The sequence below is a fragment of the Streptomyces sp. NPDC088733 genome, from assembly GCF_044751185.1.
In the GTDB taxonomy this organism is placed as follows: Bacteria; Actinomycetota; Actinomycetes; order Streptomycetales; family Streptomycetaceae; genus Actinacidiphila.
On record NZ_JBIVLH010000005.1, the window covers coordinates 178,346 to 202,136 of the forward strand.

A 23,791-nucleotide genomic window follows, 5' to 3' on the forward strand; every position below is an offset into this window, starting at 1 on the left:
TGACGCGTCGCGCGGGCGTACCTGGCACGATGGCAGGGTGACCGCACCTCTGACGCCGCACGACCACTGGCCCTCCATGCCGCTGCCGTCGCCCAAGGACGACGACTCGCGCATGGCCCCCGCGCAGGAGCTCAGGAACGGCGCACTGACCGCCGTGCTCGTGGCGGTGGCGGGGGTGCTGCTCGGACTGCTGTGGCTCTGGCTGGCGCCCCGGGTGCCGCTGATCTCCGACGGCAAGGCGGTCTACCTGGAGGACACCGAGGGCGAGCAGGCCGTCGGCGGGGACGGCACCTTCGTGCTGCTCGGCCTCGGCATGGGCGTCCTGACCGCCGCCCTGGCCTTCTGGCGGGTGCGGCGCGGGGGAGTGGGCGTGGTGTTCGGCCTCGCCGTGGGCGCGCTGCTCGGCTCCGTGATCGCCTGGCGGCTGGGGGTCTGGCTCGGCCCCACCTCGGACCTGATAGCGCACGCCAAGGCCGTCGGCCCGAAGAAGGTCTTCGACGGACCCCTCCAGCTCCAGGCCAAGGGCGCCCTGCTGGCCTGGCCCGTGGGCGCCGTCCTCACCCACCTGCTGCTGACCGTGGGCCTCGGCCCGCGCGACCCCGAACCGCCGCTCATGCCGTACTGGGACCACCCCGGGCAGCACCTGCCCCCGAAGGACTGACGCGGGCCGCTCAGCCGCGGCCGATCGGCGCGGTGACCGCGTCCGTGAGCCTGACCAGGTCCTGCGGGGCCAGCTCGACCTCCAGGCCGCGCTTGCCCGCCGAGACGAAGACGGTGGCGTGCTCCAGGGCCGAGGCGTCCACAACGGTGCGCAGCCGCTTGCGCTGCCCCAGCGGGGAGATACCGCCCCGCACATAGCCCGTCGTGCGCTCGGCGGCCGCCGGGTCGGCCATCGCCGCCCGCTTGCCGCCCGCCGCGGTGGCCAGCGCCTTGAGATCCAGCGAACCGGCCACCGGGACGACCGCGACCGTCAGCGCGCCGTCCACGTCCGCGACGAGGGTCTTGAACACCCGGTCCGGAGACGTGCCGAGCGCCTGCGCGGCCTCCTCGCCGTACCCCAGTTCCGAGGCGGGATCGTGCGCGTAGGCGTGCACGGTGAAGACGGCGCCCGCCTTCTCCAAGGCGACCGTGGCGGGCGTACCGCCGGACGGCGACTGCTTCTTCTTGGCCATGATGAATTGACGTCCCGTCAGTTGAGGCTCGGGGCCTGGCGGGTGAGGTCCACGGCGGGCAGGGTGCCCAACTTGTCGATGACCGCCGCCTCCCGGCGCAGAATCCGCAGCTCCTGCTCCAGCCGGGCCGCGGTGTCCGCGGCCTCCAGCAGCCGCTGCTTGGCCGGGGTGTCGACGACGGCCGCCGCGGCCACCAGGTACGACAGCACGGTCGGGTCGTCCGGAAGCTCCTGGACGCCCGCGATGCTGGACTCGCGCGCCCCCGCCAGCCGCTTCTGATAGGTGCGGAAGGCCCGTGCGACACCGGCCGCCAGCGCGCCGGAACCGCTGCCGCTCTCCTCCGGCACCTCCTCGACCTCGCCGACGAGGTACGGGCCCGAGGCGTCCACCGACACCAGCCGGAAGCGGGTCGTGCCGGTCGCCACGACCTTGAAGCCGCCGCCCTCGCGCTCACCGATCGTGGCGGCCTCCGCGGTGCAGCCGACGGTGAACAGCGACGCCGCCGGATCCGGGCCGAAGCCCGCCGCCGCGCCGTCCTCCTCGCCCGCGGGGGCCACCTCGTGGCCGTCCCGGATCGCCACGACCCCGAACCGGCGAGGCTCCTCCTCGGGGAGCTCCAGCAGGGCGCGGAAGAGGGCGCGGTAGCGCTCCTCGAAGATGTTCAGGGGGAGCACGAGGCCGGGGAAGAGGACGGAGCTCAGGGGGAAGAGGGGGAGACGAGCGTTCACGACGAGCAAGCCTAGGCCCTTCGGGCCGGCTTTCCGGTCCTGGCCTTTTCCCCGCCCGCCCTCCCGTGTGCCCTGTGAAGTCACGCGCCCCGACGCAAGTGGTTGGGGGGCCGGGTTCGGGGCCTCCGGGGCTGCCATTCTGGACAGCACATTTAGGTGCCTCAGGCGCTCTCCGCTGCCTGCCCCGGGTTGTGCACCCAAATATGCTCCACAGTCCAGAACGCCACCCCTACGACCCCGCCCCCTCCGTAGTTGCAAGCGCCTGATCCCCGGTGGGTGGTGTTGAGCGGCACCGTGCTCAAGCCGTCATCGGCGCAGCGCGGCCGTCACCTGTCGGCGCTTGGACCGCGCCGGATCGCCAATGCACCGGGAAGCGTCGCAAGCGCATCACGGGGCCGCCCAGCGCTGTCGGCTGATCTCGACCGCAGCGGACGTGACCGCCGGCCGTGCCGCACCGACGGGTGGCCTGCCCGCTTCCTTGCTCCCGCCGGGGATTCAGGCGCGAATGCGCACCTGCGGGCACCCCCGGTCGAAGGCTGGTGGGGGTTCTCCTGCGGCCGATTCCGCCGCGCTGACTGCGGCCCGGGCCAGGGTCGCCTCCATCCCCCCACCGGGGATCAGGCGCATGACGAGACGGAGGGGGCGGGGTCGTAGGGGTGGATGTCCTGGACGTTCGGCATATTTGTGTGCGGTACCCGGGGCGAACAGTCGAAGACACTGGAAATGCACGTAAATATCCAGTCCAGGACGTGCAGCCCCGGAGGCCCCGAACCCGGCCCCCACACCACTTGCGTCGGGGCGCCCTGACTTCACAGGGCACTCGGGCGGGAGGGCGGGGGAAAAACCCGGACCGGACGCGAAGCGTCAGCCGCGGCGGAGGAGGCGGGAGGCGCCCGCGGCCACCGTCGTCGCCAGGATCCACCCCAGCATCGTCAGGAACGCCGCCGCCCACTGGGCGCCCCCGCTGAGGCGCCACGCGTTGTCCTGCCCGAGGTTGATGACCGGGAGCAGCAGGTCGAGGGCGAACAGGGGCGCGTTCCAGTTCGGGAAGGCGCCGCCGTCGACGGGTCTGGGCGCGCCGTGGACCTGGAAGTAGACGGCCCCGATCGCCCAGAGCAGGGCCATCCAGATCGCCGCGCGGCCGGGCCGGTAGCCGTAGCCGACGGTGATGTCCTGGAGGAAGCCCCAGAGCTTCCCGGCGACGGGGAGGGTCTCGCGGCGCCGTCGCTGCTTGGCGAGCTGGACCTCGCGGGCGTCGGAGTCCTCGCCGCTGGCGCGCAGGGCGGCGGAGAGCTGCTCGTACGGCTCGGGGCTGTACTCGGGGGTCGCCGCCGCGAGCCAGCCGATGCGGGCGCGGAGCGGGAAGGAGCCCTCGGGGCTGAGGGAGCCGTAGGTGAAGCCGGTCAGGTCCATGCCGCCGGTGCCGGGCCAGCAGGTGCGGTTGTCGGTGAGGTTGCCGACGCGGGCGCCGGCCAGCGAGACCGTGCCGGTCGGCGGCTGGTCGAGGGTGAGCCGCAGTTCCGGGGTCTGGACGCGGCGCAGCGACAGCTGCTGGCCCTCCGCGAGCCGGAACCGGGCGCGGTGGATGATCACGCCGTTGCCGAAGCGCCCGTCGTCCAGGCGGACCCCGCCGTCGCTGCTGAAGGGCCGGACGCCGCCGGCGCTGAGGTAGAGGGTGTGCTCGACCGTCACGCGGGCGGCGTTGAGCGCGTAGCGGCCCTCGGGATTGCGCAGCCGGCTGCCGCGCAGGCTGAGGCGGCCGCCGATGCGGGCGCTGCGCAGGCTGATCTCGCCGGTCGCCTCGATGAGTTCGGCCTCGACGTCCTGGGCGACGCTCAGCCCGTCGGCGGCGAGTGCCCGGCCGTGCCGGTCCTTGCGCAGGGTGATCTGGTTGAGCAGCAGGTCCGTGCCGATGTGGGCGTCGGTGAGCCGTACGCCGCCCTCGATGGTGCACTGCGGCAGGTGCAGGTCGCCGGAGGTGTGCAGCCGGGCGGCCTCCAGCCGCGGTATGGCGCAGCGCACCATGCGCAGGGTGGTGAAGCTGCACTCCGCGAGCAGCACCTGCTGCTCGAAGCGGCAGTCGTGCAGTTCCACGTACGGCACCACCGCGCCGCCGGAGAGGTTGAGCTGCCCGCTGATCTGCGCGCCGGACAGCTTCACGCAGGAGACACGCCCGGAGGCGGCCGGCGGCCCGTCCAGCAGCAGCCGGGCGACGGTCTCGGCGCGCACGGTGCGGTCGGGGCCCCAGAAGCGGTCGGCGGCCGGGTCGTCCCGCTCGGGTATCCCGGTGCGCAGGTCGTACAGCTCGCCGAGGCGGAAGGCCCGCCACAGGCCCTGTTCCACCGGGGTCCAGTCGTGCGGCGGCGCGATGTCCGGCGGCTCGGTCACCGGGTTCCCTCCCTGGCTGGCGACGACGACGGAAACGCTAGCGGGGATGATCACCCTTGGGGAGCCGTACGCGTATCAGGGACTGATACTCGGCGAAGCCGCGGTGGCCGGTTCTCTACACTTGGGAGGGTGATCTCCCGAATCGATCTGCGCGGTGACGCCTTCCCCGAGGACGGCATCGACCGCGATCTGCTACCCCGTGCCGAGCTCGACGTCGAGGCCGCCCTGGAGAAGGTGCGGCCGATCTGCGACGACGTGAGGCATCGCGGCACCGCGGCACTGATCGACTACGCGGAGAGGTTCGACGGGGTCACCATCGAACGGGTGCGGGTTCCGGCCGGGGCGCTGACCCGGGCCCTGGCGGAGCTGGACCCGCGGGTGCGGGCCGCGCTGGAGGAGTCGGTCCGCCGCGCCCGGCTCGTCCACGGGGAGCAGCGCCGCACCGACCACACCACGCAGGTCGTGCCGGGCGGCACGGTCACCGAGCGCTGGGTGCCGGTGGAGCGGGTGGGGCTGTACGTGCCGGGCGGCCGCTCGGTCTACCCGTCGTCCGTGGTGATGAACGTGGTGCCCGCCCAGGAGGCCGGGGTCGGCTCGATGGCCGTCGCCTCGCCGCCGCAGAAGGACTTCGGCGGTCTGCCGCACCCGACGATCCTCGCCGCGTGCGCGCTGCTCGGCGTGGACGAGGTGTACGCGGCGGGCGGCGCCCAGGCCGTCGCGATGTTCGCGTACGGCACCGAGGAGTGCCGTCCGGTGAACATGGTCACCGGCCCCGGCAACATCTGGGTCGCCGCCGCCAAGCGCCTGCTCAAGGGCCGTATCGGCATCGACGCGGAGGCCGGTCCCACCGAGATCGCGATCCTCGCCGACGGCACCGCCGACCCGGTGCACGTCGCCGCCGACCTGATCAGCCAGGCCGAGCACGACCCGCTGGCCGCGGCCGTCCTGGTCACCGACTCCGCCGACCTCGCCGAGGCGGTGGAGAAGGAGCTGGAGCGCCAGGTCGCCGCCACCAAGCACGTCGAGGACCGGATCGCCCCGGCCCTGTCCGGCCGCCAGTCCGGCATCGTGCTGGTCGACGGGATCGAGCAGGGCCTGCAGGTGGTGGACGCCTACGCGGCCGAGCACCTGGAGATCCAGACCGAGAACGCGAGGGCGGTCGCCGCCCGGGTGCGCAACGCGGGCGCGATCTTCGTCGGCGCGTACGCCCCCGTCTCGCTCGGCGACTACGCGGCCGGGTCCAACCACGTCCTGCCCACCGGCGGCTGCGCCTGCCACTCCTCGGGCCTGTCGGTGCAGTCGTTCCTGCGCGGCGTCCACGTCGTCGACTACACGCGCGAGGCGCTGGCGGAGGTCGCCGGCCACGTGGTGACGCTCGCCGACGCCGAGGACCTGCCGGCGCACGGCGCGGCGGTGCGGGCACGATTCGATTGGACGGTACCGGGCTCGTGACCGGCATCGACGACCTGCCCATCCGGGACGAGCTGCGCGGCAAGTCCCCGTACGGAGCGCCCCAACTCGACGTCCCCGTACGCCTGAACACCAACGAGAACCCGTACCCGCTGCCCGAGGCGCTGGTCGAGCGGATCGCCGAGCGGGTCCGCGAGGCCGCCCGCGACCTCAACCGCTACCCGGACCGGGACGCGGTGGAGCTCCGCACCGAGCTCGCCAAGTACCTGACCCGCACCGCAGGCCACGCGGTGGGGCCGGCCAACGTGTGGGCCGCCAACGGCTCCAACGAGGTCATCCAGCAACTGCTGCAGACCTTCGGCGGCCCCGGCCGCACCGCGATCGGCTTCGAGCCCTCGTACTCGATGCACGGCCTGATCGCACGCGGCACCGGCACCGGCTGGGTGGCCGGGCCCCGCGAGGACGACTTCACCATCGACGTGGCCGCCGCCGGGCGGGCCGTCACCGAGCACCGGCCGCACGTGGTCTTCATCACCTCGCCCAACAACCCGACCGGCTCCGCGGTCGCGGCCGACACCGTGCTGGCCCTCTACGAGGCCGCGCAGGCCGCCCGTCCCTCGCTGGTCGTGGTCGACGAGGCGTACGGCGAGTTCAGCCACTCCCCGTCGCTGCTGCCGCTGATCGAGGGCCGCCCCCACCTGGTGGTCAGCCGCACCATGTCCAAGGCCTTCGGCGCGGCCGGCCTGCGGCTGGGCTATCTCGCGGCGCACCCGGCGGTCGTGGACGCGGTGCAGCTGGTGCGCCTGCCGTACCACCTGTCGGCGGTCACCCAGGCCACCGCGCTCGCCGCGCTGGAGCACACCGATACCCTGCTCGGGTACGTCGAGCAGCTGAAGTCCGAGCGGGACCGCCTGGTCGGGGAACTGCGGGGGATCGGGTACGAGGTCGTCGACTCGGACGCCAACTTCGTGCAGTTCGGCCGCTTCGAGGACAGCCACCGGGCGTGGCAGGCGATCCTCGACCGCGGTGTCCTCGTCCGCGACAACGGCGTACCGGGCTGGCTGCGGGTCACCGCGGGCACCCCCGCCGAGAACGACGCGTTCCTCGAAGCGGTGCGCGAGCTGAAGAAGGAGCGGTAACCACATGACACGCGTCGGCCGCGTGGAGCGCACGACCAAGGAGACCTCCGTCGTCGTCGAGCTCGACCTCGACGGCACCGGCAGGACCGAGATCTCCACCGGAGTCGGCTTCTACGACCACATGCTCGACCAGCTCGGCCGCCACGGCCTCTTCGACCTCACGGTCAAGACCGAGGGCGACCTGCACATCGACACCCACCACACCATCGAGGACACCGCCCTCGCGCTCGGCGCCGCCTTCAAGCAGGCGCTCGGCGACAAGGTGGGCATCTACCGCTTCGGCAACTGCACGGTGCCGCTGGACGAGTCCCTCGCCCAGGTCACCGTGGACCTCTCCGGTCGCCCCTACCTGGTGCACACCGAGCCGGAGAACATGGCACCGATGATCGGCTCCTACGACACGACGATGACCCGGCACATCCTGGAGTCCTTCGTCGCCCAGGCGCAGATCGCCCTGCACGTCCACGTGCCGTACGGGCGCAACGCCCACCACATCGTGGAGTGCCAGTTCAAGGCGCTGGCCCGGGCCCTGCGCTACGCCTCCGAGCGCGATCCCCGCGCCGCGGGCATCCTCCCGTCGACGAAGGGCGCGCTGTGACCAAGCCGGCCATCCTGTTCATCCTGCTGGGCCTCTTCCTGGCCGGCGGCGTCTACTCGTTCTGGAAGCAGAAGATGCCCAAGGGCGTCATCGTGCTGCTCGGCATCGGCTCGGCCATGTCGCTGGTGTCCGGCCTGCTGCGGCTGTAGGGGGTCGCGCAGATGAGCAAGGCGGCCAGGAAGGTCGTGGTCCTCGACTACGGCTTCGGCAATGTGCGTTCCGCCGAGCGGGCGCTGGCCAGGGTGGGCGCGGACGTCGAGATCACCGCCGACTTCGGCAAGGCCCTGGACTCCGACGGGCTGCTCGTGCCCGGCGTCGGCGCGTTCGCCGCCTGCATGGCGGGGCTGAAGGCGGTGCGCGGCGAACAGGCCATCGGCCGCCGCCTCGCCGGCGGCCGTCCGGTGCTGGGCATCTGCGTCGGCATGCAGATCCTCTTCGCGCAGGGCGTCGAGCACGGTGTGACCACCGAGGGCTGCGACGAGTGGCCCGGCACGGTCGAGCCGCTGCGCGCGCCGATCGTGCCGCACATGGGCTGGAACACCGTGAAGGCGCCCGGGGACTCGCAGTTGTTCGCGGGGCTCGACGCCGACGCGCGGTACTACTTCGTGCACTCCTACGCGGTGCGCTCCTGGGAGCTGGAGACCGGAAACCCGGCCATCCGGGCTCCCAGGGTCACCTGGGCGACGCACGGCGAGCCGTTCGTCGCCGCGGTGGAGAACGGCCCGCTGTGGGCCACCCAGTTCCACCCCGAGAAGTCCGGCGACGCCGGCGCCCAGTTGCTGTCCAACTGGCTCGACACCTTCAAGGACTAGGACCCGACGCCGTCATGAGCACGACGCACCGCCTCGAACTCCTCCCCGCCGTCGACGTCCGCGACGGTCAGGCCGTCCGCCTCGTGCACGGGGAGTCGGGCTCCGAGACGTCCTACGGCGACCCGATGGCCGCCGCCCTCGCCTGGCAGCGGGCCGGCGCCGAGTGGCTGCACCTGGTCGACCTGGACGCCGCCTTCGGCACGGGTGACAACCGCGCCCGGATCGCCGAGGTCGCGCGCTCCATGGACATCAAGGTCGAGCTGTCCGGCGGCATCCGCGACGACGAGACGCTGGCCGCGGCGCTCGCGACCGGCTGCACCCGGGTCAACCTCGGCACCGCGGCGCTGGAGACCCCCGAGTGGGTCGCCAAGGTCATCGCGGAGCACGGCGACCAGATCGCGGTCGGCCTGGACGTCCGCGGCACCACCCTGCGCGGCCGCGGCTGGACCCGCGACGGCGGCGACCTCTACGAGACGCTGGCCCGCCTGGACTCCGAGGGCTGCGCCCGGTACGTCGTCACCGACATCAACAAGGACGGCACCTTGCAGGGCCCCAACCTGGAGCTGCTGAAGAACGTGTGCGCGGCCACCGACCGGCCGGTCGTCGCCTCCGGCGGCGTCTCCTCCCTCGACGACCTTCGGGCCATCGCCTCCCTGGTGCCGCAGGGGGTCGAGGGCGCCATTGTCGGGAAGGCGCTCTATGCGGAGGCGTTCACCCTGGAAGAGGCCCTGGAGGCGGTGTCCCGATGACGGAAACCCCCGACGACGTACGGCGGGTGCACAGCGACAGCCCCTGGGAGGAGCAGTTCGGTTTCGCACGCGCCGTCGCGGCGGGGGACCGTGTCCACGTCGCGGGCACGATGCCGTTCGAGGGCACCGTGCTCTTCGGCGAGGGCGATCCGTACGAGCAGGCGAAGGTCGCGTTCACCAAGGCCCTCGCCGCGCTGGAGGCGTTCGGACTGGACGCCGACTCCGTCGTCCGCACCCGCATGTACCTCACCCACACCCATGACGTGGAGGAGGTCGGCCGGGCGCACAAGGAGTTCTTCGACCGCGCCCGCCCGGCCACGACGATCGTCGTGGTCTCGGGGTTCATGGACCCGCGGGTCCTGGTCGAAGTCGAACTGGAAGCATTCCGAGGAGCCCGAGCGCAATGACCCTGGCGGTCCGAGTCATCCCCTGCCTGGACGTGGACAACGGCCGGGTCGTCAAGGGCGTCAACTTCCGCGACCTCCGGGACGCGGGCGACCCCGTCGAGATGGCCAGGCTGTACGACGCCGAGGGCGCCGACGAGCTCACCTTCCTCGACATCACCGCGTCCTCCGGCAACCGCGAGACCACCTACGACGTGGTGCGGCGCACCGCCGAGCAGGTCTTCATCCCGCTCACCGTCGGCGGCGGCGTGCGGTCCGCCGAGGACGTCGACAAGCTGCTGCGCGCCGGCGCCGACAAGGTGGGCGTCAACACCGCCGCCATCGCCCGGCCCGAGCTGATCCGCGAGATCGCCGAACGCTTCGGCCGGCAGGTCCTCGTCCTGTCGGTGGACGCCCGCCGCACGGACGCCGGCACCCCGTCCGGCTTCGAGGTCACCACGCACGGGGGCCGCCGGGGCACCGGCATCGACGCGGTGGAGTGGGCGCACCGCGCGGCCGAACTCGGCGCGGGGGAGATCCTGCTGAACTCCATGGACGCCGACGGCACCAAGGACGGCTACGACACGGAGATGATCGCCGCCGTGCGCAGGCTCGTCACGGTCCCCGTCATCGCCTCCGGCGGCGCCGGCGCGCTCTCCCACTTCGCCCCGGCCGTTGCCGCGGGCGCGGACGCGGTCCTCGCCGCCTCCGTCTTCCACTTCGGCGACCTGCGCATCCGCGAGGTCAAGCAGACGCTGCGCGAGGCCGGCCGGCCCGTCCGCTGATCCGCCCCCTGCCCGGGGCCGTATGCGCACGACCAGTTGCGCAAATTATCTTGCGCAATTTTACTTTTGTATCTAGCCTCCGGAACATGGCAGAGCCCACACCCCCCGGCGGCACCGCGGACCACCCGCACCGGATCACCGACCTCGACGCGCTCAAGGTCTTCACACACCCGCTGCGGATCAGGCTCTACCGCGCGCTGTTCACCGCCCGCACCGCCACCGCCTCCCAACTGGCCGACCAGGTAGACGAAGCGGTCTCGCTGGTCAGCTACCACCTGCGCAAGCTCGCCGCGCACGGCTTCATCGCCGAGGCCCCCGGGCACAGCAGCGACGCCCGCGAACGCTGGTGGAAGGTCACCACCGAACGCGGAATCACCTTCCGCTCCTCGGACTTCGTCGACCGCCCCGAGGGCGCGGCCGTGATGAGCGAGGTCACCCGCCACCTGCTCGCCACCCGCTACGAGCGCTACGCCTCCTACCTCGACCAGCAGCACGCATGGGGCAAGGAGTGGTCGGACGCCGGCTTCAGCTCCGAGTACCTGCCCCGCCTGACGGTGGAGGAGACCCGCCAACTCGGCGCGGAACTCGACGAACTGATGACGCGCTGGGCCGACCGGGCGCGCGCCGCCGAGGACACGGGCGACACCGCGGGCCGCGAGCACGTCGCGGTGCACCTGTACGGATTCCCCTACCGGTCCTGACCGCGGCACCACCGACGAAGGAGGCGACCGCATGGCGGCCCCCGGAATCTCCGCACCGCCCCTCGCCCCGCCCGGCCTCCCCGCCCACCGGGACGCCAACGTCCTGCGCTGGCTGGCCGCGTTCACGGCCTCGCTCATCGGCGACGCCATGTGGTTCCTCGCCCTGTCCTGGGCCGCGACACGCGCCGGCGACCCCGGACGGGCTGGACTGGTGCTCGCGGCCGGCGCCGTGCCGCGCGCCGTGCTGATGCTCGGCGGGGGCGTGCTCGCCGACCGCTTCGGCCCGCGCCGCATCGTCATCGGCAGCGATCTGACGCGCTGCGTGGTCATGTTCGCGGCGGCCGCGCTGCTCGCCCTCACCACGCCGGGGCTGTGGGCCCTCGCCGTGATCGCGCTGCTCTTCGGCGCCGTGGACGCCGTCTTCCTGCCGGCCGTCGGCGCCCTGCCGCCCCGTATCACCGGCCCCGGCCAACTGGGGCGGCTCAACGGGATGAAGGGCATCGCGGTCCGCGTCGGCGGCGTCGCCGGCGCCTCGCTGGGCGGCACCGCCGTCGCGACGGGCGGCCCCTCCGCGGCCTTCGCCGCCGCGGGCACCCTTTTCGCCGTCTCGCTCGCGCTGCTGGCCGCCGTCCGCCTGGCGCCGCTGCCGCCCGACGACCGCGGGGGAGAGGGCCGGGCCGGCACGCCCTGGAAGGACCTCACCGAGGGCCTGCGCTACATACGCCGCCGCCGCGTGCTCGCCGCCCTCATGACCGTCATCGCGGTGGGGGAACTCGGCTTCGCCGGCCCGCTCAACATCGGCCTCACCCTGCTCGCCGCCGAACGGGGCTGGGGCGCCGCGGGGCTCGGCTGGATCGTCAGCGGGTTCGGCGCCGGCGCGGGCGCCGCCTCCCTGCTGCTGACCGTACGCGGGCGCCTGCCGCGCGCCGGACTCGCCCAGTCCTGCTGCCTCGGCGTCGGTGCGGTCGCCGTCGCGCTGCTCGCCTTCGCACCGGCCCTGCCCGCGGCGGTCGCCGTCGCGGCCGTCGTCGGCCTCGTGGCCGGACTCAGCGGCGCGCTCTGCGGCGCCCTGCTGCAGACCGTCACCGAGGGCCCCTACCTCGGCCGCGTCAGCTCCGTCGCCGCGCTGTTCTCCCTCGGCATCGCGCCCCTGGGCTTTCCGCTGACGGGCGCCGCCATCGGCGTCTGGGGCGCCCGCCCGGTGTTCGTCGCGAGCGCGGCGGTCGCGGCCGCGGGAGCCGTCCTCGGACTCGCCGCGCCCGCGCTGCGCCGGGCCGAACTCGCCGACAGGGCCTAGCCCGAGATGCCGAGCCGGGCCTCGTACAGCCGGCCCACGGCATCCTTGTCGCCCTCGGTCTCCACCTGGGCCGCCTCCTGCCGCCCGAAGGCGAACAGCAGCAGCTCCGCCGGTTCGCCGGTGACCGTCACGACCGGCGTGCCGCGGTGGGCCACCGCGGTCTGCCCGTCGGGCCGGCGCAGCACCACGCCGACCGGCGCCTTGCGGCCCAGCAGCCGGGCGGAACGCTCCAGGCGGGACCAGAGCAGGTCGGCGAAGACCGGGTCCAGCCGGCGGGGCGACCAGTCCTGCTGGGCCCGGCGCACATCCTCGGAATGGACGAAGAACTCAACGGTGTTGGCGGCCTCGTCGATCTGCTTGAGGGCGAACGGCGACAGCCGCGGCGGCCCGGTGCGGATGAGCTGGACGAGTTCCTCGTACGGCTTGGCCACGAACTCCTGGCGGATCCGCTCCGACCGGGCCGCGAGCTGCGGGATGACCACGCTGGCCGAGGCGTCGCTGCGCCGTTCGCGGACGACGATGTGCGCGGCCAGGTCGCGGGTGGTCCAGCCCTTGCAGAGGGTGGGCGCGTCGGAGCCGGCGCTCTCCAGCAGGTCGGCGAGGAGCAGACGTTCACGCTGGGCATGAGTCGACATGCCGTCAGCCTACGTCGGCTCCCCGCCCACGGGCAGCACCTACGAGAGCGGTTTGGTCAGCTTCTCGCCATCGGGCTTGTTGCTGAGCGTCAAGGAGCAGGAGACCGTGTCCTTGTGCTGCACCTGGTACCCGGCCAGCTTCGGGTAGAGCGCGTAGTAGTAGAACGTGCGGCTGTCCGTGATGTGGTCCAGGCGCTTGCCGGCGTCCGCCTCGCAGAGCTTGAGGACCTGCTTCTTCAGCGCGGCCTCGGTGGCGAAGGTGCCGGTGATCTTCTCGTGCGCGATGACCTCGGCGTCGTGCGGGCCGTTGCAGGAGACCGGCGTGACCTCGGTGACGCCGCTGTCCAGCCCGGGGTCGTTGAAGCACTGGCCGACATCGAGCACCACGTACTTGCGGAACGTCTCCGCGGGCGCCGGCGAGGTGTCCGTGGGGTTCGTGGGCTGCGACGAGGTCGCGGCCGACGCCGCCGGGCTGCTGGAGGAGGCCGCCGCGTCATTGCCGTCGTCGCCACCGCCCAGCGCCACCGCGAGACCGCCGACGATCACCGCGATCAGCACGACCGCCCCGATGACCATCGCCGCGACCTTCGCCCCGCCGCCGCTGCGCGGAGGAGGCTGCGGGGGCGGATAGCCGCCGTAGCCACCCGGCTGCGGCTGCTGCTGGTAGGGCGCCTGCGGCGCCTGCTGGGGCTGGTACTGCTGCGGCTGGTACGGCTGGGGCTGGTAGGGCTGAGGCTGCTGCGGCTGGTACTGCGGCGGACCGAAACCCCCGGGGGGCGGCCCGAAACCGCCGCCCTGGCCGGAGCGCGGGTCGTCGGGAGGGGGCTGCGGAGGAAAACTCATGGACGAAGCATGCCCCATACGGGTGATCGTCGTGTGTGCGGGAGTCGAAGTACGGCCTGCCCGGACGCGGCAGAATGGAGGGCATGGAATCCCCGCTCGACCCCGCCGTCGCCGCCCGCCTCAAGCGCACGTCCGACGGGCTCGTCCCGGCCGTCGCCCAGCAGTACGACACGGGTGAGGTCCTCATGCTCGGATGGATGGACGACGAGGCGCTGCACCGCACCCTGACCACCGGCCGCTGCACCTACTGGAGCCGCAGCCGCCAGGAGTACTGGGTCAAGGGCGACACGTCGGGGCACGTCCAGCACGTCAAGTCGGTGGCCCTGGACTGCGACGGCGACACGATCCTGGTGAAGGTCGACCAGATCGGCGCGGCCTGCCACACCGGCGACCGCACCTGCTTCGACGCGGACGTGCTGCCCCTTTCTTGAGGGGCTCGGTTCGCCTCCGGGTCGCTGAGCCGCTGCTGGGGGCACCTCCCAGCGGTAGCTGGGGGAGGTCGACCGTGCTCAGCCGCTCGTTCCGCACGGCCTGCGCGTGCTCTCCTTTCCGGCAGCGGCCGCTCCCCCTTCGGCCCCCACGCCGCGGGAACGCGCCGCGCGGACCGGACGGGCGGGGGCACTAGGCTGCGGGGCATGACCACGGGCACTGTCACCCCCGACCTCGATACGTTCCGCAAGCTGGCGATGGACCGGCGGGTGATTCCGGTCAGCAGGAAGCTGCTGGCCGACGGGGACACCCCGGTCGGGCTGTACCGGAAGCTGGCGGGGGAGCGTACGGGGACGTTCCTGCTGGAGTCGGCGGAGAACGGGCGTTCCTGGTCGCGGTATTCGTTCGTGGGCGTGCGCAGCGCGGCGACGCTGACCGAGCGGGACGGGCAGGCGCACTGGCTGGGGACGCCGCCGGTGGCGGTGCCCCGGGGCGGCGATCCCCTGGAGGCGCTGCGGGCGACGACGGAGGCGCTGCACACGCCGCGGGACCTGCACGAGGACGCGGGGCTGCCGCCGTTCACCGGCGGGATGGTCGGCTACCTGGGGTACGACGTGGTGCGCCGGCTGGAGCGCGTGGGCGACCACGCGCGGGACGACCTGGGGCTGCCCGAGCTCACGATGCTGCTGACCTCGGACCTGGCGGTGCTGGACCACTGGGACGGCTCGGTGCTGCTGATCGCCAACGCGATCAACCACAACGACCTGGACACCGGGGTGGACGAGGCGTACGCGGACGCCGTGGCGCGGCTCGACGCGATGACCGCGGACCTGTCCCGGCCGGTGGACACCGCGCCGGTGGAACTGCCGCCGTCACGGCTCCCGGAGGAGATCACGGCACGCTTCGGGGGCGCCGCGTACCACGGGGCGGTGGAGCGGACGAAGGAGTACATCAGGGCCGGGGACGCGTTCCAGGTGGTGCCGTCGCAGCGGTTCGAGACGCCGTGCCCGGCGAGCGCGCTGGACGTGTACCGGGTGCTGCGGGCCACCAACCCCTCCCCGTACATGTACCTGTTGCGGTTCGAGGGCTTCGACGTGGTGGGGTCGAGCCCCGAGGCGCTGGTGAAGGTGGAGGACGGCCGCGCCACGGTGCACCCGATCGCTGGCACGCGGCCCCGCGGTGCGACGCCCCGTGAGGACCAGGCGCTGGCCGACGAGTTGCTGGCCGACCCCAAGGAGCGGGCGGAGCACCTGATGCTGGTGGACCTGGGCCGCAACGACCTGGGCCGGGTGTGCGAGCCGGGCAGTGTCGAGGTCGTCGACTTCATGTCGATCGAGCGCTACAGCCACGTGATGCACATCGTCTCGACCGTCACCGGCACCCTGGGGGCGGGGCGCACCGCGTTCGACGTCCTGACGGCGTGCTTCCCGGCCGGGACGCTGTCGGGGGCGCCGAAGCCGCGGGCGATGCAGATCATCGACGAGCTGGAGCCGACGCGCCGGGGGCTGTACGGCGGGTGCGTGGGCTATCTGGACTTCGCGGGCGACTCGGACACGGCCATCGCCATCCGCACCGCGCTGCTCCGCGACGGCACGGCGTACGTCCAGGCCGGCGCAGGCATCGTCGCCGACTCCGACCCGGTCTCGGAGGACACCGAGTGCCGCAACAAGGCGGCGGCGGTGCTGCGCGCCGTGGCCACGGCGAACCGGATGGGCGCGGGGGCGTAGCCCCGCGTACGCGGGCCGCGGGGCCAGGGGGGATAGTGGTCGGATGACCAGCGCCGTACCGCAGCCCCGTGCCGATGCCGATGTCGATGCTGCAAGCACGGCCGTGCCCCACGGGCCGCGCCGCGCGGGCGGCCGCCGCAGCATGGCCGTCGCGCTGGCGGGCGGAGCGCTCGGCGCGGCGCTCGTGCTGCTGGCCGCGGGCAAGACGTGGCAGCACGGTTTCGCCGGTGCGGCCGGGGCCGGCGTGGCGGTGCATGCCGACGGCAGCCAGGTGACGGCGGTGCCGGGAGCGCTGGCGCTGGTGGGACTGGCCTCGCTCGTCGCGGTCTTCGCCGTGCGCGGCGCGGCCCGCAGGGTCGTGAGCGCGCTGCTCGCGCTGTGCGGGGCGGGTGCCCTGCTCGCCGCGCTGCTCGCCACCGGGGACGCTTCCTCCCTGGACGCCGCCGCGGCGGCCGCCAGCGGACTGACCCGGGCCACCGCGACGGACACCGCCACCACCACGTGGCCCGCCGTGTCGGCCGTGGGCGGGGCGCTGCTGCTGCTCGCCGGGGTGACGGCCGTCCTGCGCGCCGCGGCCTGGCCGGGGATGTCCAGCCGCTACGAGCGGGACGGCGGTGCGGCGGCCCGCCCCTCCGGGGCCCGGAATGCCCGGCCCGCCCGCGCGGCCGACGGCGAGGAGCGCCCCGAGGACATCTGGAAGGCGCTGGACCGCGGCGAGGACCCCACCGACGCCCTCTGACGCGCCGGGCCACCCCCCGCGCGCGGAGCGTGAGCGGAACAGGGGACAATGGGCCGCGACGCGTGCCATCGCGCGGCGAACGACCAAACGAACCTTCAGTAGAACGACTTGGGAGCACTCATGGCGGGCAACAGCCACGGACACACCCCTGCCGCCTGGACCGGCGTGATCATCGCCTTCATCGGCTTCTGCGTCGCGGGTGCTTTCGTCGTCCTGGCGGAGCCGATCGGCATGTTCGCGGGCCTGGCCCTGGCCGCGGTGGGCGGTCTCATCGGCCTCGGCATGCGTGCCGCCGGCCTGGGCAAGCCGGTGGCGCGCAAGGTCGCGCGCGGCTGACCCGCCGTACCAGGGCACCGTAGCCGCCCCGGCCGCGTGCCGCGGGCGGCTTCGCCGTTTGCGCGGCGACCCCGGGTGTTCCCCGGCGGCCCGGCGCGGGACAATCGGCGGGTGACCGAGACCGCCATCGCACCGAAGGCGAGCGCCCTCGCCGCCCCGCTGGGCCTGCTGGGCGGCGTCGTCGCCGCCTTCGCCTACGTCGGGACCGTCGACCCCAACCACCCCGGGCACTACCCGGTCTGCCCGCTCCTGCACTACACGGGCCTGTACTGCCCGGGCTGCGGCGGGCTGCGCAGCGCGTACGCGGTGGCGCACGGCGACTTCGGGGCCGCGTTCGGCCTCAACGCGCTGGCCGTCGTCATGTACCTCCTCTTCGCCGTCGGATGGGTCGTCTGGTTCTCCCGGGCACTGCGGGGGCGGCCGTTCTCGGTCGGCCTGCGGCCGGTGCACTGGTGGGCGGTGGGGGCGGTCGTGGTGGTCTTCACCGTTGTCCGGAACCTGCCGTTCGGGGCCGCGCTGGCGCCCTGACGGCGGCTTCCCGGGCCTGTCTGGGCCTGTCCGATCTGTCCACCTGGTGGTCGTTCGTTCCGTCGGATGCGGGTCCGGCGGCCCCCGGCGGTTACCATCGCAGTGCTGGTGGAACATCTCACTGGCTTGATCGTTTCGCTTTCGGAAGGGGTCCCCTCGCGTGAGTGTGCTCGACGAGATCATCGACGGCGTCCGCGAAGACCTCGCCGAGCGGCAGGCCCGGGTCTCGCTCGACGAGCTCAAGCAGCGCGCCGCCAAGGCGCGTGACGCGAAGGACGGCGTGGCCGCCCTGCGCGGCGAGGGCGTCACCGTCATCTGCGAGGTCAAGCGGTCCAGTCCCTCCAAGGGCGCCCTCGCCGCCATCGCCGACCCGGCGGGCCTCGCCGCGGACTACGAGGCGGGCGGCGCGGCGGTCATCTCGGTCCTGACCGAGCAGCGCCGCTTCGGCGGCTCGCTCGCCGACCTGGAGGCCGTGCGGGCCAAGGTCGACATCCCCGTGCTGCGCAAGGACTTCATCGTCACCGCGTACCAGCTGTGGGAGGCGCGCGCCTACGGTGCCGACCTCGCGCTGCTGATCGTGGCCGCGCTGGAGCAGGACGCGCTGGTCTCCCTGATCGAGCGGGCCGAGTCCATCGGGCTCACCCCGCTGGTCGAGGTGCACGACGAGGACGAGGTCGCCCGCGCCGTCGACGCCGGGGCCCGGGTCATCGGCGTCAACGCGCGCAACCTGAAGACGCTCGAGGTCGACCGGGGCACCTTCGCCCGGGTCGCGCCGGAGATCCCCGACCACATCGTCAAGGTCGCCGAGTCCGGCGTGCGCGGCCCGCACGACCTCATCGCCTACGCCAACGACGGCGCCGACGCCGTGCTGGTCGGCGAGTCCCTGGTCACCGGCCGCGACCCCAGGACCGCGGTCGCCGACCTCGTCGCCGCCGGGGCCCACCCCGCGCTGCGCCACGGACGGGGCTGAACCCGCCCATGCACACCTACGCGCGACTGGCCCGGGGCTGCCGTCCCCGTGGCTGCCGCGCGCCCGCGCGGCGCATTCTCGGGCGCCGCGTGCGGTACCACATCGGCTGCGAGCCGGGGCAGATCAACGGTCGCCGATGGCGCTAGCCGCCGCGCGCGCCGCCCGGACGGGGTTCCGTCCCGGCCTGTGACGCGCGCGGACGCGGACGCATACGGCGCTCGACGCGCCGTAGCGTGACCATCGGTACGCCCAGAGACTCTGGGGGCGCGAGCGCGCCCCCGAAGGAGCCGAGAACGTCATGTCCGTTGACTTCTTCATTCCCGACCCCGAGGGCCGGGTGCCCAGCGCCGAGGGCTACTTCGGCCGGTACGGCGGCAAGTTCATCCCGGAGGCGCTCGTCGCCGCCGTGGACGAGGTCGCCGTCGAGTACGACAAGGCCAAGGCCGACCCGGCCTTCGCCGCGGAGCTGAACGACCTGCTGGTGCACTACGCCGGCCGCCCGAGCCCGCTCACCGAGGCGGCGCGGTTCGCCGAGCACGCCGGCGGCGCGCGGATCTTCCTCAAGCGCGAGGACCTCAACCACACCGGCTCGCACAAGATCAACAACGTGCTGGGCCAGGCGCTGCTCACCAAGCGCATGGGCAAGACCCGGGTGATCGCCGAGACCGGCGCCGGCCAGCACGGCGTGGCCACGGCGACCGCGTGCGCGCTGTTCGGCATGGAGTGCACGATCTACATGGGCGAGATCGACACCGAGCGCCAGGCGCTGAACGTCGCCCGTATGCGCATGCTGGGCGCCGAGGTCGTCTCGGTGAAGTCCGGCAGCCGCACGCTGAAGGACGCGATCAACGAGGCGTTCCGCGACTGGGTCGCCAACGTGGACCGCACGCACTACCTGTTCGGCACCGCCGCCGGCCCGCATCCCTTCCCGGCCATGGTGCGCGACTTCCACCGCGTCATCGGCGTCGAGGCGCGCCGGCAGATCCTGGAGCGCGCCGGCCGGCTGCCCGACGCGGTCGCCGCGTGCGTCGGCGGCGGGTCCAACGCCATCGGCCTGTTCCACGCCTTCATCCCCGACGCGTCGGTGCGCCTGGTGGGCCTGGAGGCGGCCGGCCGCGGCGTGGACTCCGGCGAGCACGCCGCGACGCTCACCAAGGGCGAGCCCGGCATCCTGCACGGTTCGCGCTCCTTCGTCCTCCAGGACGACGAGGGGCAGATCACCGAGCCGTACTCGATCTCGGCCGGACTGGACTACCCCGGCATCGGCCCGGAGCACGCCTACCTCAGGGAGACCGGCCGCGCGGAGTATCGCCCGGTCACCGACGACGAGGCCATGCGGGCGCTGCGCCTGCTGTCGCAGACCGAGGGCATCATCCCGGCGATCGAGAGCGCCCACGCCCTCGAGGGAGCGCTGCAGCTCGGCCGCGAACTCGGCGAGGACGGCCTGATCCTGGTCAACCTCTCCGGGCGCGGCGACAAGGACATGGACACCGCGGCCCGCTGGTTCGGGCTGTACGACGGGGCCGAGGGGGCCGAGAAGTGAGCGGGCAGATCGAACTGCTGGACCGGACCCTGGCCGCCGCGAAGGCCGAGGGGCGGGCGGCGCTGGTCGCCTACCTGCCGGCGGGCTTCCCCACGGTCGACGGCGGCATCGCGGCCGTCAAGGCGGCCCTGGAGGGCGGCGCGGACATCGTCGAGGTGGGCCTGCCGCACAGCGACCCGGTGCTCGACGGCCCGGTCATCCAGACCGCCGACGACATCGCGCTGCGCGGCGGCGTCCGGATCAAGGACGTCATGCGCACGGTGCGCGAGGCGCACGCCGCGACCGGCAAGCCGGTCCTGGTCATGACGTACTGGAACCCGGTCGACCGCTACGGCGCCGAGCGCTTCGCCGCGGAACTCGCCGAGGCGGGCGGCGCGGGCTGCATCCTGCCGGACCTGCCGGTGGAGGAGTCCGAGGGCTGGCGCAAGGCGGCCGAGCAGCACGGGCTGGCCACCGTCTTCGTGGTCGCGCCGAGCAGCCGGGACGAGCGGCTGGCGAAGATCACGGCGGCGGGCACCGGCTTCGTCTACGCGGCCTCGCTGATGGGCGTGACCGGCACCCGGGCGAGTGTCGGCGCCGAGGCGGCCGAGCTGGTGGGCCGCACCCGTGCGCAGACCGCGCTGCCGGTCTGCGTGGGCCTCGGCGTCTCCAACGGGGAGCAGGCGGCCGAGGTCGCCGGCTTCGCCGACGGGGTGATCGTCGGATCGGCCTTCGTCAAGAAGCTGCTGGACGCGCCGGACCTGGAGCAGGGCCTCACGGCGGTGCGCGAACTCGCCGCGGACCTGGCCAAGGGCGTCCGCCGCTGAGCGGTGCCGTCGCCCGAACGGGCGAATTACGGCCGGGGGCGCGCGCGGGTGCGCCCCCGGTTCGTTGTCCCGGGGTGTGAGCGAGAAGAACCGTGAAGGAAAGCGCAGCGCCCGCGAGCGGCTGCAGGAGCAGCGTGCGCACGACCAGCGCCGCCAGAAGCGCAAGAGGACGGCGATCGTCGCCGGGTCCGTGGTCGGGGTCCTGGTGATCGGTGCCGTCATCGGGGTCCTGGTGGCCAACAGCGGGGGCGGCTCCGAGGGGGCCGCCGCGGTCTCCCCGGCGGGCGCGACGGGTGAGAACAAGCTCGTCATCCCCACCGGCGCGAGCGACGCACCGTCCACGCTGACCGTGTACGAGGACTTCCGCTGCCCGGCCTGCGGCGCCTTCGAGCAGGGCTACCGGGACACCGTCCACGCCCTGGAGGACAAGGGCCAGCTGAAGGTGGACTACCACCTGGTCCGGATCATCGACGGCAACCTGGGCGGCACCGGCTCGCTCAACGCGGCCAACGCGGCGGCCTGTGCGCAGGACCAGAACAAGTTCCGCGCGTACCACGACGTGCTCTACCGGAACCAGCCGCCGGAGCAGGACGACAAGTTCGCGAGCAAGCCCTACCTCCTGCAGCTCGCCGGCCAGGTGCCGGGGCTGGTGACCCCGGCGTTCACCACCTGCGTGAACAAGGGCACGTACGACGACTGGGTGAACAAGAACAACAGCGCGTTCTCGTCGTCCGGCTTCAACTCCACCCCGACCGTGCTGCTCAACGGGAAGAACATCTACGGGGCCCAGGCGGCGCCGCTGACCCCGCAGAAGCTGGAGCAGATGGTCGCCGAGGCCAACAAGGGCAAGAAGCCCGGCACGGTCACCCCGAGCGCGACCCCGCCCAGCGCTCCGGCGTCCGGCTCGGCGGCCGCGTCCGGCACGGCGTCCGCCCCGGCCTCCTCCGTCCCGGCGAGTCCGCCCGCGAGCACCCCGGCGACCCCCTCGGCGACCGGCTGAGGCACGCCGGTACAGCAGCCCGTTATTCAGCCGTTGCCGGGCGGGTGCCCGCCGTACCCGCCCGGCACGGTAGCGTCGGCAGTGCCATGGAATTCATCGCCTTCATTCCCAGCCCGTCGCGCGGGGTGATCCACCTCGGACCCGTACCGCTGCGCGGCTATGCCTTCTGCATCATCATCGGTGTCTTCGTAGCCGTCTGGCTCGGCGGCAGGCGGTGGGCCGCCCGCGGCGGACAGAAGACCACGATCGCGGACATCGCCGTATGGGCGGTGCCGTTCGGTCTGGTCGGTGGCCGTCTCTACCACGTGATCACCAGTTACGAGCTCTACTTCGGTGAGGGCAAGCACTGGGTGAACGCGTTCAAGATCTGGGAGGGCGGCCTCGGCATCTGGGGCGCGATCGCCCTCGGCGCCCTGGGCGCGTGGATCGGCTGCCGGCGCCGGGGCATCTCACTGCCCGCCTACGCCGACGCCGTCGCCCCCGGCATCGCCTTCGCCCAGGCCATCGGCCGCTGGGGCAACTGGTTCAACCAGGAGCTCTACGGACGGCCGACCGACCTGCCGTGGGGGCTGAAGATCGACAGCGCCCACCGCCCGGCGGACAGCCTGGACGTCGCCACGTACCACCCGACGTTCCTGTACGAGTCCCTGTGGTGCGTGGGCGTGGCCCTGCTGGTGATCTGGGTCGACCGCCGCTTCAAGCTCGGCCACGGCCGTGCCTTCGCGCTGTACGTCGCGGCGTACACCGTGGGCCGCTTCTGGATCGAGTACCTGCGCGTCGACGACGCCCACCACATCCTGGGTCTGCGGCTGAACGACTGGACGTCGATCGTCGTCTTCGCCGGGGCCGTCGCCTACATGATCGTCTCCGCGCGGCTCCGCCCGGGCCGTGAGGAGAACGTCGAGCCGGCGCCCGTCACCGCCACCGAGGGTGCGTCGGACAAGGACGCCGAGGCCGGAAAGGACGTCAAGGACGGCAAGGACGGCAAGGACGCCGAGGCCGGCAGGACCGACCTGACGAAGCCCGCGACGGAGGACGAGACCGCCGAGCCCGACGCGGCCGCCGAGCCCGACGAGGACGACGAGCCGCAGGAGGCGGCGGAGGCCGGGGCCGCGGCCCGGGCCGAGTCCGCCAAGAACGGCTGATCCCGGCAGACACCGACGCCGTACCGCGGCGCCGCCAGGGGCACGACCCCGGGCGGCGCCGCTGTCGTTTCCGCAGGTAGGGGAGGCTTTCCTTGCTGGAAACGCAGGGAATCCGGGCGTACGGTCGAGGCGTTCCCAGGGAGGACGCGGGCGGTCGTCACCCGCGGGAAGGAGAACGCGGGCCATGTCGGCAGCCGTCGAGAGCAGCGAACTGGAGCGGAACGCTCCCTACCACGTCGCGCACCACACCCACCGTGACGTGACCGGTGGCTGGCTGCGGCCCGCGGTGTTCGGCGCGATGGACGGCCTGGTCTCCAACCTCGCGCTCATGACCGGCGTCGCGGGCGGCAATGTCGCGCCGTCCACCATCGTGATCACCGGTCTGGCCGGTCTGGCCGCGGGCGCGTTCTCGATGGCGGCGGGCGAGTACACCTCCGTGGCCTCCCAGCGCGAGCTGGTCGAGGCGGAGCTCGCCATAGAGCGGCGGGAGCTGCGCCGCCATCCCAAGGACGAGCTGCGGGAGCTCGCCGAGCTGTACGTCGCCCGCGGGGTGGAGCCCGAGCTGGCCTACGAGGTGGCCCGGCAGATGTCCCGCGACCCGGAGCAGGCACTGGAGATCCACGCGCGCGAGGAGCTGGGCGTCGACCCGGGCGACCTGCCGTCGCCGCTGGTGGCGGCGGGCTCGTCCTTCCTGTCCTTCGGCATCGGCGCGCTGCTCCCGGTGCTGCCCTACCTGCTGGGTGCCACCGTGGTGTGGCCCGCGGTGATCGTGGCGCTGATCGGACTGTTCGTCTGCGGTGCGGCTGTGGCCCGTGTGACGGCGCGCAGCTGGTGGTTCAGCGGTTTGCGGCAACTTGTCTTGGGCGGAGCGGCCGCCGGGGTTACCTTCGTTCTGGGCGCGCTTTTCGGAACCGCCGTCGGCTGAGGC

General features: G+C 73.2%; 28 protein-coding genes. 23 read left to right on the forward strand and 5 right to left on the reverse strand.

Features of this window, described 5'->3' with window-relative positions; all coding sequences use genetic code 11:
- Positions 1-37 precede the first annotated feature (37 nt).
- On the forward strand, positions 38-661 hold the full coding sequence (locus ACIP64_RS11620; protein ID WP_401584242.1) for an ABC transporter permease: 624 nt from the start codon (positions 38-40) through the stop codon (positions 659-661).
- 10 nt (positions 662-671) lie between these two features.
- Here ACIP64_RS11620 and ybaK read toward each other — a convergent pair whose 3' ends face one another.
- The 3 genes from ybaK to ACIP64_RS11635 all read right to left on the reverse strand — a co-directional run bounded on the left by ybaK (position 672) and on the right by ACIP64_RS11635 (position 4,288).
- Entirely contained in the window at positions 672-1,172 is a 501-nt protein-coding gene (gene ybaK, locus ACIP64_RS11625; protein ID WP_360911990.1) for a Cys-tRNA(Pro) deacylase, read from the reverse strand.
- A 17-nt stretch (positions 1,173-1,189) separates the two neighbouring features.
- On the reverse strand, positions 1,190-1,909 hold the full coding sequence (locus tag ACIP64_RS11630; protein ID WP_401584246.1) for an LON peptidase substrate-binding domain-containing protein: 720 nt from the start codon (positions 1,907-1,909) through the stop codon (positions 1,190-1,192).
- An 855-nt stretch (positions 1,910-2,764) separates the two neighbouring features.
- A complete protein-coding gene (locus ACIP64_RS11635) occupies positions 2,765-4,288 on the reverse strand; it encodes an oxidoreductase (RefSeq protein ID WP_401584248.1) in 1,524 nt (507 codons plus the stop codon).
- Between the two features lie 129 nt (positions 4,289-4,417).
- Between ACIP64_RS11635 and hisD the strand changes: the two genes are divergently transcribed.
- The 10 genes from hisD to ACIP64_RS11685 all read left to right on the forward strand — a co-directional run bounded on the left by hisD (position 4,418) and on the right by ACIP64_RS11685 (position 12,162).
- Positions 4,418-5,740: a histidinol dehydrogenase gene (gene hisD, locus ACIP64_RS11640; protein WP_401584251.1), complete on the forward strand. Its 1,323-nt coding sequence runs from the start codon at positions 4,418-4,420 to the stop codon at positions 5,738-5,740.
- Entirely contained in the window at positions 5,737-6,837 is a 1,101-nt protein-coding gene (locus ACIP64_RS11645; protein ID WP_401584253.1) for a histidinol-phosphate transaminase, read from the forward strand. The genes hisD and ACIP64_RS11645 overlap by 4 nt, the downstream gene beginning before the upstream one ends.
- A 4-nt stretch (positions 6,838-6,841) precedes the next feature.
- On the forward strand, positions 6,842-7,435 hold the full coding sequence (gene hisB / locus ACIP64_RS11650) for an imidazoleglycerol-phosphate dehydratase HisB (RefSeq protein WP_319661088.1): 594 nt from the start codon (positions 6,842-6,844) through the stop codon (positions 7,433-7,435).
- Positions 7,432-7,584, forward strand: a complete 153-nt coding sequence (locus tag ACIP64_RS11655; RefSeq protein ID WP_319661089.1) for a hypothetical protein — start codon at positions 7,432-7,434, stop codon at positions 7,582-7,584. Before hisB ends, ACIP64_RS11655 begins: the two co-directional genes overlap by 4 nt.
- Positions 7,585-7,596: 12 nt before the next feature.
- Entirely contained in the window at positions 7,597-8,247 is a 651-nt protein-coding gene (gene hisH, locus ACIP64_RS11660) for an imidazole glycerol phosphate synthase subunit HisH (protein WP_401584257.1), read from the forward strand.
- Positions 8,248-8,261: 14 nt separating this feature from the next.
- Complete coding sequence (gene priA, locus ACIP64_RS11665; RefSeq protein WP_401584260.1) at positions 8,262-8,996, forward strand: bifunctional 1-(5-phosphoribosyl)-5-((5-phosphoribosylamino)methylideneamino)imidazole-4-carboxamide isomerase/phosphoribosylanthranilate isomerase PriA; 735 nt, start codon at positions 8,262-8,264, stop codon at positions 8,994-8,996.
- A complete protein-coding gene (locus ACIP64_RS11670) occupies positions 8,993-9,403 on the forward strand; it encodes a RidA family protein (protein ID WP_360912004.1) in 411 nt (136 codons plus the stop codon). Before priA ends, ACIP64_RS11670 begins: the two co-directional genes overlap by 4 nt.
- Positions 9,400-10,164 (forward strand): imidazole glycerol phosphate synthase subunit HisF, encoded by a 765-nt coding sequence (gene hisF, locus ACIP64_RS11675; protein WP_360912006.1) that lies wholly within the window; start codon positions 9,400-9,402, stop codon positions 10,162-10,164. The genes ACIP64_RS11670 and hisF overlap by 4 nt, the downstream gene beginning before the upstream one ends.
- An 86-nt stretch (positions 10,165-10,250) precedes the next feature.
- Complete coding sequence (locus ACIP64_RS11680; RefSeq protein WP_401584264.1) at positions 10,251-10,865, forward strand: helix-turn-helix domain-containing protein; 615 nt, start codon at positions 10,251-10,253, stop codon at positions 10,863-10,865.
- A gap of 31 nt (positions 10,866-10,896) precedes the next feature.
- On the forward strand, positions 10,897-12,162 hold the full coding sequence (locus ACIP64_RS11685) for an MFS transporter (protein WP_401584266.1): 1,266 nt from the start codon (positions 10,897-10,899) through the stop codon (positions 12,160-12,162).
- Here the strand turns inward: ACIP64_RS11685 and ACIP64_RS11690 are convergent.
- Positions 12,159-12,797 (reverse strand): TIGR03085 family metal-binding protein, encoded by a 639-nt coding sequence (locus ACIP64_RS11690; protein WP_360912013.1) that lies wholly within the window; start codon positions 12,795-12,797, stop codon positions 12,159-12,161. The two genes, ACIP64_RS11685 and ACIP64_RS11690, sit on opposite strands and share 4 nt — an antisense overlap.
- Positions 12,798-12,836: 39 nt before the next feature.
- Positions 12,837-13,640, reverse strand: a complete 804-nt coding sequence (locus tag ACIP64_RS11695; RefSeq protein WP_401584269.1) for a hypothetical protein — start codon at positions 13,638-13,640, stop codon at positions 12,837-12,839.
- An 83-nt stretch (positions 13,641-13,723) separates the two neighbouring features.
- Here ACIP64_RS11695 and hisI point away from each other — a divergent pair, with 83 nt between their 5' ends.
- From hisI to ACIP64_RS11755, 12 genes are all read left to right on the forward strand, one after another.
- Entirely contained in the window at positions 13,724-14,071 is a 348-nt protein-coding gene (gene hisI / locus ACIP64_RS11700) for a phosphoribosyl-AMP cyclohydrolase (protein WP_401584272.1), read from the forward strand.
- 204 nt (positions 14,072-14,275) lie between these two features.
- Positions 14,276-15,796 (forward strand): anthranilate synthase component I, encoded by a 1,521-nt coding sequence (locus tag ACIP64_RS11705; protein ID WP_360912020.1) that lies wholly within the window; start codon positions 14,276-14,278, stop codon positions 15,794-15,796.
- A 43-nt stretch (positions 15,797-15,839) separates the two neighbouring features.
- On the forward strand, positions 15,840-16,535 hold the full coding sequence (locus tag ACIP64_RS11710; protein WP_401584275.1) for a TIGR02234 family membrane protein: 696 nt from the start codon (positions 15,840-15,842) through the stop codon (positions 16,533-16,535).
- Positions 16,536-16,655: 120 nt separating this feature from the next.
- The gene (locus tag ACIP64_RS11715) at positions 16,656-16,871 is read left to right on the forward strand and encodes an HGxxPAAW family protein (protein ID WP_401584278.1); all 216 of its coding nucleotides are present in this window, start codon (positions 16,656-16,658) and stop codon (positions 16,869-16,871) included.
- A gap of 111 nt (positions 16,872-16,982) precedes the next feature.
- Positions 16,983-17,399, forward strand: a complete 417-nt coding sequence (locus ACIP64_RS11720) for a DUF2752 domain-containing protein (protein ID WP_401584280.1) — start codon at positions 16,983-16,985, stop codon at positions 17,397-17,399.
- 160 nt (positions 17,400-17,559) lie between these two features.
- On the forward strand, positions 17,560-18,369 hold the full coding sequence (gene trpC, locus ACIP64_RS11725) for an indole-3-glycerol phosphate synthase TrpC (protein WP_360912028.1): 810 nt from the start codon (positions 17,560-17,562) through the stop codon (positions 18,367-18,369).
- Positions 18,370-18,377: 8 nt separating this feature from the next.
- On the forward strand, positions 18,378-18,515 hold the full coding sequence (trpM, locus tag ACIP64_RS11730; RefSeq protein ID WP_389251235.1) for a tryptophan biosynthesis modulator TrpM: 138 nt from the start codon (positions 18,378-18,380) through the stop codon (positions 18,513-18,515).
- 152 nt (positions 18,516-18,667) lie between these two features.
- Positions 18,668-19,912, forward strand: a complete 1,245-nt coding sequence (gene trpB, locus ACIP64_RS11735) for a tryptophan synthase subunit beta (protein ID WP_401584285.1) — start codon at positions 18,668-18,670, stop codon at positions 19,910-19,912.
- A complete protein-coding gene (trpA, locus tag ACIP64_RS11740) occupies positions 19,909-20,718 on the forward strand; it encodes a tryptophan synthase subunit alpha (RefSeq protein ID WP_401584288.1) in 810 nt (269 codons plus the stop codon). Before trpB ends, trpA begins: the two co-directional genes overlap by 4 nt.
- Positions 20,719-20,794: 76 nt before the next feature.
- Positions 20,795-21,718 (forward strand): DsbA family protein, encoded by a 924-nt coding sequence (locus tag ACIP64_RS11745; protein ID WP_401584290.1) that lies wholly within the window; start codon positions 20,795-20,797, stop codon positions 21,716-21,718.
- Between the two features lie 86 nt (positions 21,719-21,804).
- Positions 21,805-22,863: a prolipoprotein diacylglyceryl transferase gene (lgt, locus tag ACIP64_RS11750; protein WP_401584293.1), complete on the forward strand. Its 1,059-nt coding sequence runs from the start codon at positions 21,805-21,807 to the stop codon at positions 22,861-22,863.
- A 184-nt stretch (positions 22,864-23,047) separates the two neighbouring features.
- Positions 23,048-23,788 carry a VIT1/CCC1 transporter family protein gene (locus ACIP64_RS11755; protein ID WP_401584296.1) on the forward strand — a complete coding sequence of 247 codons (741 nt, stop codon included), beginning with the start codon at positions 23,048-23,050 and terminating at the stop codon, positions 23,786-23,788.
- Positions 23,789-23,791: the final 3 nt, after the last annotated feature.

Excerpts from the sequence above, each read along its gene's own strand:
- ybaK (WP_360911990.1), bottom strand. The coding sequence starts at position 1,172 with ATGGCCAAGAAGAAGCAGTCGCCGTCCGGCGGTACGCCCGCCACGGTC.
- hisB (WP_319661088.1), top strand. The coding sequence starts at position 6,842 with ATGACACGCGTCGGCCGCGTGGAGCGCACGACCAAGGAGACCTCCGTC.
- hisH (WP_401584257.1), top strand. The coding sequence starts at position 7,597 with ATGAGCAAGGCGGCCAGGAAGGTCGTGGTCCTCGACTACGGCTTCGGC.
- priA (WP_401584260.1), top strand. The coding sequence starts at position 8,262 with ATGAGCACGACGCACCGCCTCGAACTCCTCCCCGCCGTCGACGTCCGC.
- ACIP64_RS11670 (WP_360912004.1), top strand. The coding sequence starts at position 8,993 with ATGACGGAAACCCCCGACGACGTACGGCGGGTGCACAGCGACAGCCCC.
- hisF (WP_360912006.1), top strand. The coding sequence starts at position 9,400 with ATGACCCTGGCGGTCCGAGTCATCCCCTGCCTGGACGTGGACAACGGC.
- ACIP64_RS11680 (WP_401584264.1), top strand. The coding sequence starts at position 10,251 with ATGGCAGAGCCCACACCCCCCGGCGGCACCGCGGACCACCCGCACCGG.
- ACIP64_RS11685 (WP_401584266.1), top strand. The coding sequence starts at position 10,897 with ATGGCGGCCCCCGGAATCTCCGCACCGCCCCTCGCCCCGCCCGGCCTC.
- ACIP64_RS11690 (WP_360912013.1), bottom strand. The coding sequence starts at position 12,797 with ATGTCGACTCATGCCCAGCGTGAACGTCTGCTCCTCGCCGACCTGCTG.
- ACIP64_RS11695 (WP_401584269.1), bottom strand. The coding sequence starts at position 13,640 with ATGAGTTTTCCTCCGCAGCCCCCTCCCGACGACCCGCGCTCCGGCCAG.
- hisI (WP_401584272.1), top strand. The coding sequence starts at position 13,724 with ATGGAATCCCCGCTCGACCCCGCCGTCGCCGCCCGCCTCAAGCGCACG.
- ACIP64_RS11705 (WP_360912020.1), top strand. The coding sequence starts at position 14,276 with ATGACCACGGGCACTGTCACCCCCGACCTCGATACGTTCCGCAAGCTG.
- ACIP64_RS11710 (WP_401584275.1), top strand. The coding sequence starts at position 15,840 with ATGACCAGCGCCGTACCGCAGCCCCGTGCCGATGCCGATGTCGATGCT.
- ACIP64_RS11715 (WP_401584278.1), top strand. The coding sequence starts at position 16,656 with ATGGCGGGCAACAGCCACGGACACACCCCTGCCGCCTGGACCGGCGTG.
- trpM (WP_389251235.1), top strand. The coding sequence starts at position 18,378 with ATGCACACCTACGCGCGACTGGCCCGGGGCTGCCGTCCCCGTGGCTGC.
- trpB (WP_401584285.1), top strand. The coding sequence starts at position 18,668 with ATGTCCGTTGACTTCTTCATTCCCGACCCCGAGGGCCGGGTGCCCAGC.
- lgt (WP_401584293.1), top strand. The coding sequence starts at position 21,805 with ATGGAATTCATCGCCTTCATTCCCAGCCCGTCGCGCGGGGTGATCCAC.
- ACIP64_RS11755 (WP_401584296.1), top strand. The coding sequence starts at position 23,048 with ATGTCGGCAGCCGTCGAGAGCAGCGAACTGGAGCGGAACGCTCCCTAC.